At 65.5% G+C, this 6,084-nt stretch carries 4 protein-coding genes and 1 pseudogene; 4 read left to right on the forward strand and 1 reads right to left on the reverse strand.

From position 1 onward, the window contains the following. From DBR34_RS07285 to cyoD, 3 genes are all read left to right on the forward strand, one after another. Positions 1-1,540: cbb3-type cytochrome c oxidase subunit I (locus DBR34_RS07285; RefSeq protein ID WP_128096295.1), on the forward strand; the 1,540-nt coding region annotated here is incomplete at its 5' end. After that, positions 1,537-2,178 (forward strand): cytochrome o ubiquinol oxidase subunit III, encoded by a 642-nt coding sequence (gene cyoC / locus DBR34_RS07290; RefSeq protein WP_181393931.1) that lies wholly within the window; start codon positions 1,537-1,539, stop codon positions 2,176-2,178. The genes DBR34_RS07285 and cyoC, both read left to right, overlap by 4 nt. Then, complete coding sequence (gene cyoD / locus DBR34_RS07295; RefSeq protein WP_128096296.1) at positions 2,178-2,522, forward strand: cytochrome o ubiquinol oxidase subunit IV; 345 nt, start codon at positions 2,178-2,180, stop codon at positions 2,520-2,522. Before cyoC ends, cyoD begins: the two co-directional genes overlap by 1 nt. A 295-nt stretch (positions 2,523-2,817) precedes the next feature. Here cyoD and DBR34_RS07300 read toward each other — a convergent pair whose 3' ends face one another. Continuing rightward, positions 2,818-4,881: a bifunctional diguanylate cyclase/phosphodiesterase gene (locus DBR34_RS07300; protein WP_128096297.1), complete on the reverse strand. Its 2,064-nt coding sequence runs from the start codon at positions 4,879-4,881 to the stop codon at positions 2,818-2,820. A gap of 150 nt (positions 4,882-5,031) precedes the next feature. Between DBR34_RS07300 and radA the strand changes: the two are divergent. Continuing rightward, positions 5,032-6,084, forward strand: a pseudogene (radA, locus tag DBR34_RS07305) (DNA repair protein RadA); the annotation flags it as partial.

Genomic DNA, 6,084 nt, shown 5'->3' on the forward strand with positions numbered 1-6,084 from the left:
CCTGGTGATGATCTCGCTGGGCGTCGGTGAGTTCGCGCAGACCGGTTGGCTGGCCTTCCCGCCGTTGTCGGGCAAGGAATACAGTCCAGGGGTAGGTGTCGACTACTACATCTGGGGCCTGCAGGTAGCAGGCCTGGGTACCACGCTGAGCGGCATCAACTTCTTCATCACCATCTTGAAGATGCGTACCCCGGGCATGAAGCTGATGCACATGCCGGTGTTCACCTGGACCGCGCTGGTCACCAACGTACTGATCATCGCCGCCTTCCCGGTGCTGACCGTCACCCTGGTGCTGCTGACCCTGGACCGATACCTGGGCACGCACTTCTTCACCAATGACGGTGGCGGCAACGCCATGCTGTACATCAACCTGATCTGGATCTGGGGTCACCCGGAAGTCTATATCCTGGTGCTGCCGGCCTTCGGCGTGTTCTCCGAGGTCATCGCCACGTTCTCGCGCAAGGCGCTGTTCGGCTACAAGGGCATGGTCTACGCCACCGCCTGCATCGGCGTGCTGTCGTTCATCGTGTGGCTGCACCACTTCTTCACCATGGGCTCGGGTGCCAACGTCAATGCCTTCTTCGGCATAACGACGATGATCATCTCCATCCCCACCGGCGTGAAGATCTTCAACTGGCTGTTCACCATGTTCCGCGGTCGCGTGCAGTTCACCACGCCCGTGCTGTGGACCATCGGCTTCATGGTCACCTTCACCATCGGCGGCATGACCGGCGTGATGCTGGCGATCCCGGCCATCGACTTCGTGCTGCACAACAGCCTGTTCCTGATCGCCCACTTCCACAACGTCATCATCGGCGGCGTGGTGTTCGGCATGTTTGCCGGCATCACCTACTGGTGGCCGAAGATGTTCGGCTTCCGTCTCAACGAAACCTGGGGCAAGCGCGCGTTCTGGTGCTGGTTCATCGGCTTCTACGTGGCGTTCATGCCGCTGTACATCCTGGGCTTCATGGGCATGACCCGCCGCATGCAGAGCTACCCGAACCCGGAATACCAGCCGCTGCTGGTGATTGCGATGTTCGGTGCGTTCATCATCGGCGCCGGCATCCTGTGCCAGGTGATCCAGATCGCCGTGTCGATCCGCGACCGCAAGAAGACCGCCGACCTCACCGGCGACCCGTGGGATGCCCGTACGCTGGAGTGGGAAACCTCTTCGCCGCCGTCGTTCTACAACTTCGGCTCGCTGCCGCGCGTCACCGAACTGGACGAGTTCTGGGAGCGCAAGCAGCGTGGTGAAGCGTGGGAGCGCCCGGCCAAGTACACCGACATCCACATGCCGCGCAACACCGGCACGGGCGTGGTGATCGGTGCCTTCAGCCTGGTCCTGGGCTTTGCGATGATCTGGCACATCTGGTGGCTGGCCATCGTCGGCATCGTCGGCATGATCGGTACCTTCATCTGGCGCACCTTCGACAAGGACACGGATTACTACGTGCCCGCGGCCGAAGTGGAGCGCATCGAAAACGAGCACCGTCGCCACCTGGTGGCGCAGGGCCTGGTGAAAGCGGAGCTGAAGGCATGAGCAGCACTACCTCCAACGCCATGAACCATGGGCACGCCGCGCACGCGGCGGCCCACGGCCATGATGACCACGAGCACCACGACACCGGCGGCAACACCGTCTTCGGTTTCTGGGTGTACCTGATGAGCGACTGCCTCATCTTCGCCAGCCTGTTTGCCACCTACATCGTGTTGGCCGGCGGCACCAACGGTGGCCCGGGCCCGAAGGATCTGTTCGACCTGACCTTCGTTGCCTGGGAAACCACGCTGCTGCTGGTCTCTTCGCTGACCTTCGGCCTGGGCATGATCGCCCTGCACAAGCACAAGGTCGGCCAGATGTACCTCTGGCTGGGCCTGACCTGGCTGCTGGGCTTCGGCTTCATGGTCATGGAAGTGTGGGAGTTCAACCACCTCATCCATGAGGGCTTCGGTCCGGACCACAGTGCGTTCCTGTCGGCGTTCTTCGCGCTGGTGGGCACCCACGGCCTGCACGTCAGTGCCGGCCTGCTGTGGCTGCTGATCATGTTCATCCAGATCAAGCAGAACGGCCTGACCCCGACCAACAAGACCCGCATGGCGTGCCTGAGCCTGTTCTGGCACTTCCTGGACCTGATCTGGATCGGCGTGTTCTCCGTCGTCTACCTGAAGGGAGCGCTGTAATGGCCGCACATGACAACCACGCACACGACCATGGTGCCGGCGGCGAAAGCCACGGCAGCGTCAAGTCGTACCTGGTCGGCTTCGCGCTGGCCGCGATCCTGACGATCATCCCGTTCTGGCTGGTGATGCACGGCAACCTGCCGACCTTCACCACCGGCGTGATCATCGTGATCGCCGCGGTGCTGCAGATCCTGGTGCACCTGGTGTTCTTCCTGCACCTGAACCGTTCCTCGGAACAGCGCTGGAACGTCAGCGCGGCGGCCTTCACCGTGGTGGTGATCGGCATCATCGTCGCCGGCTCGCTGTGGGTCATGCACAACATGAACGTGCACATGATGCACTGACGTCATCCCGACGTTGCTGCATGCAGAAAGGCCGCCCTCGGGCGGCCTTTCTGCGTCTGGGAGTGCCGCCGAGGTGGGGTAGGTTCCCAAACGACTGCCGATACCCCTTCCGCGCCTGGCGAGCGCGTGACAATCATGAAGGCCGCGCACCGGCAATGGCACCGGCAGGGCTTGCGTCGTCCAGCGGTCATGTCGCCACCGCGCGTTGCGTCGTTACCGGCGGTCGACCAAGGTTCGACCCTGCCGCCAAACGTGCTCGAAGCTACCCGGTGCCCGCGTCGTGCGGTACCGCGTCCTACGCCGCCTTCGCCAGGCGCAGGAACGCGTCGGCCGCCACCGGCCGGCCCAGGTGATACCCCTGCAGCAGGTCGCAACCGAGGTCGCTCAGGTACTGGCGCTGCCCGTCCGTCTCCACGCCTTCGGCGACGATCTGCAGCTGCAGCGACCGCCCCAGCGCGATGATCGACGACACGATCGCCGCGTCTTCGGCGTTGTCTTCCAGATCGCGCACGAACGCACGGTCGATCTTCAGCTCGGTGGCCGGCATGCGCTTGAGGTAGAGCAGGCTGGAGTAGCCGGTGCCGAAATCGTCGATGGAGATGTTCACGCCCATGTCGGTCAGGCCGTGCAGGATCTGCAGGCTGGCTTCCACGTCCTTCATGGCGGTGGTTTCGGTGACTTCCAGGGTCAGGTGGCGCGGGTCCAGCGCGTGCTTTTCCAGCGTGCGCCGCACCGTCTCCAGCAGGGTGCTCGAGCCGAACTGCAGCGGCGACAGATTCACTGCCATCGACCACTCCGGGTAGCCCGCATCGTGCCACTGCCGCAGCTGCGCGCAGGCCCGGTCCAGTACCCATTCGCCCAGCGGCAGGATCAGGCCGCTGCGTTCGGCCACGGGAATGAAACTGTCCGGGCTGAGCAGGCCCAGCTCGGGGTGCTGCCAGCGCACCAGGGCTTCGGCGCCGATCAGCGCCTGGCCATTGGCCGGGAACTTGGGCTGGTAGTGCAGCACCAGTTCGTCGCGCTGGATGGCACGGCGCAGTTCCTGCAGCAGCTTGAGCTGGCGGTTGGCGCTGACATGCATCGATTCGGTGAAGAAGGTATAGCCGTTCCGGCCCGAATCCTTGGTGTGGTACATGGCGGCGTCGGCGTGCGCCATCAGTGCCCGCTCGTCGGTGGCATCGGCCGGGTACAGCGCGATGCCCAGGCTGGCGGTGACCTGCAGTTCCAGCGTGTCGATGACGAACGGCTCGGCCACGCAGGCGATGATCCGTTCGGCGACCACGGCCGCATCTTCAGGATCGTCGACCTGGAACACGATCACGAACTCATCGCCGCCCAGCCGCGCGAAGGTGTCGTGGCTGCGCAGCAAGGCGCTCACGCGCTCGCTCATCTGGATCAGCAGCTTGTCGCCAAGCTGGTGGCCGTAGGCGTCGTTGATGGCCTTGAAGCCATCCAGGTCGCAGAACATCACCGCGAAGCTGAACTGCCGCCGCTGCGCTTTTTCGATGGCCTGTTCGATGCGGTCCTGCAGCAGCATGCGGTTGGGCAGCTGGGTCAGCGGGTCGTGCAGGGCGGCCTGCAGCAGCTTCTCGTTGGCGTGCGCCAGTGAATCGGCCAGCACGCCGGTGCGGGTGCGCATCTGGCGGTCGAATACCGACGCCAGCAGGGCAATGCCAAGCGTGGCCAGGGTGGTCACGATGACCAGCACCGCCAGCCACTTGCTGTCCAGGCCGGCGCCGACCACCGCCCCGCAGATGCTGCCGGCGGGGAAGTTCGCCGCGGCCATGCCGGTGTAGTGCATGCCCACGATGGCCAGGCCCATCACCACCGACGCCATGCCGCGCAGCAGCAGCGCACGACGCTGTTCCAGCCGCAGCCGGAAGGCGATCCAGAGCGCCGCACCGGCCGCGACCACGGCAATCAGCAGCGACAGCGTGAACCAGAACGGGTCGTACTCGATGCCCGGCTGCATCTGCAGCGCGGCCATGCCCAGGTAATGCATGGCGGCGATGCCCAGGCCCATCAGCACCGCGCCGGCGCCCAGCCGCGCCCACGGCAGCGCCGGGCGCGAGACCAGCCACAGCGCATACGCCGAGGCGCCCACCGATACCGCCAGCGAGAACAGGGTGATGCCCAGGTCGTAACCCACCGGGATCGGCAGGTGGAAGGCCAGCATGCCGATGAAGTGCATCGACCAGATACCCAGCCCCATCGCGCCGGCGCCGCCGGCCAGCCACCAGCGGGCGACCCGCCCCTGGGTGCTGGCAAGCCTGCCGGCCATGTCCAGCGCGGTATACGAGGCGAGGATGGCAACCAGCAGCGAGAACACGACAAGACTCTGGCTGTAGGTGCCGGTCATGGAAAAGCCTGGAAAAGAATGGAAGGGGCAGTCGCCCGCGGTGGTATCGGCATCGCCACGGGGAACTTGAGGGCGATCCGCACGGCGCGTCTCGGTTGCTGCGACGCGGCTCGGCTATCCTGCCCGACAACCGATGAAGTGGAAGTGGACATGGCCAAGCGACTCACCGCGTACGTCTGCAGTGAATGTGGCGCCGAATACAGCAAGTGGCAGGGCCAGTGCACCGAATGCGGCGTCTGGAACGTGCTGACCGAGATCACCCTGGAAAGCGCGACCCCCGCCAGCAAGGCCTCGCCGGCGTCGCGCCGCTCGGGGTGGGCGGGCAAGGTCGATGCGCCGAAGATCATGGCGCTCAAGGACGTGCAGCAGACCGAGCACCTGCGGGTGAGCACCTGCATCGGCGAGTTCGATCGCGTGCTCGGTGGTGGCCTGGTCGAGGGCGCGGTGATCCTGGTCGGCGGCGATCCCGGCATCGGCAAGTCCACGCTGCTGCTGCAGGCGGTGGCGAAGATGGCCGCGACCCTGCCGGTGCTGTACATCACCGGCGAAGAATCGCTGTCGCAGGTCGCCGGCCGCGCAGTGCGGCTGGATCTGCCGCTGGACAACGTCAACGCCCTGGCCGAAACCCAGGTGGAAGCGATTCTGCAGCACGCCAGCGTGGCCCGGCCCAAGCTGATCGTGGCTGACTCCATCCAGACCCTGTGGACCGAATCGCTGACCGCCGCGCCCGGCTCGGTCAGCCAGGTCCGCGAGAGTGCCGCGCGGCTGGTGCGCTTCGCCAAGGAAACCGGCACCGCCGTGTTCCTGGTCGGCCACGTCACCAAGGAAGGCGGTATTGCCGGCCCGCGCGTGCTCGAGCACATGGTCGATGCGGTGCTGTACTTCGAAGGCGAGAGCGGCAGCCGCTTCCGCCTGCTGCGCGCGTTCAAGAACCGCTTCGGCGCGGTCAACGAACTGGGCGTGTTCGCGATGGGCGAGAAGGGCCTGAAGGAAGTCTCCAACCCGTCGGCGATCTTCCTTTCCGGCGGCAGCACGCAGCAGCCCGGCAGCTGCGTGATGGTCACCCGCGAGGGCACCCGGCCACTGCTGGTGGAAGTGCAGGCGCTGGTGGACACCTCGCCATTGTCCAACCCGCGCCGCGTCGCGGTGGGGCTGGAGCAGAACCGGCTGGCGATGCTGCTGGCGGTGCTGCACCGCCAGCAG

The sequence above is a fragment of the Stenotrophomonas sp. HMWF003 genome (assembly GCF_003061285.1).
Taxonomy (GTDB): Bacteria; Pseudomonadota; Gammaproteobacteria; order Xanthomonadales; family Xanthomonadaceae; genus Stenotrophomonas; species Stenotrophomonas maltophilia_AP.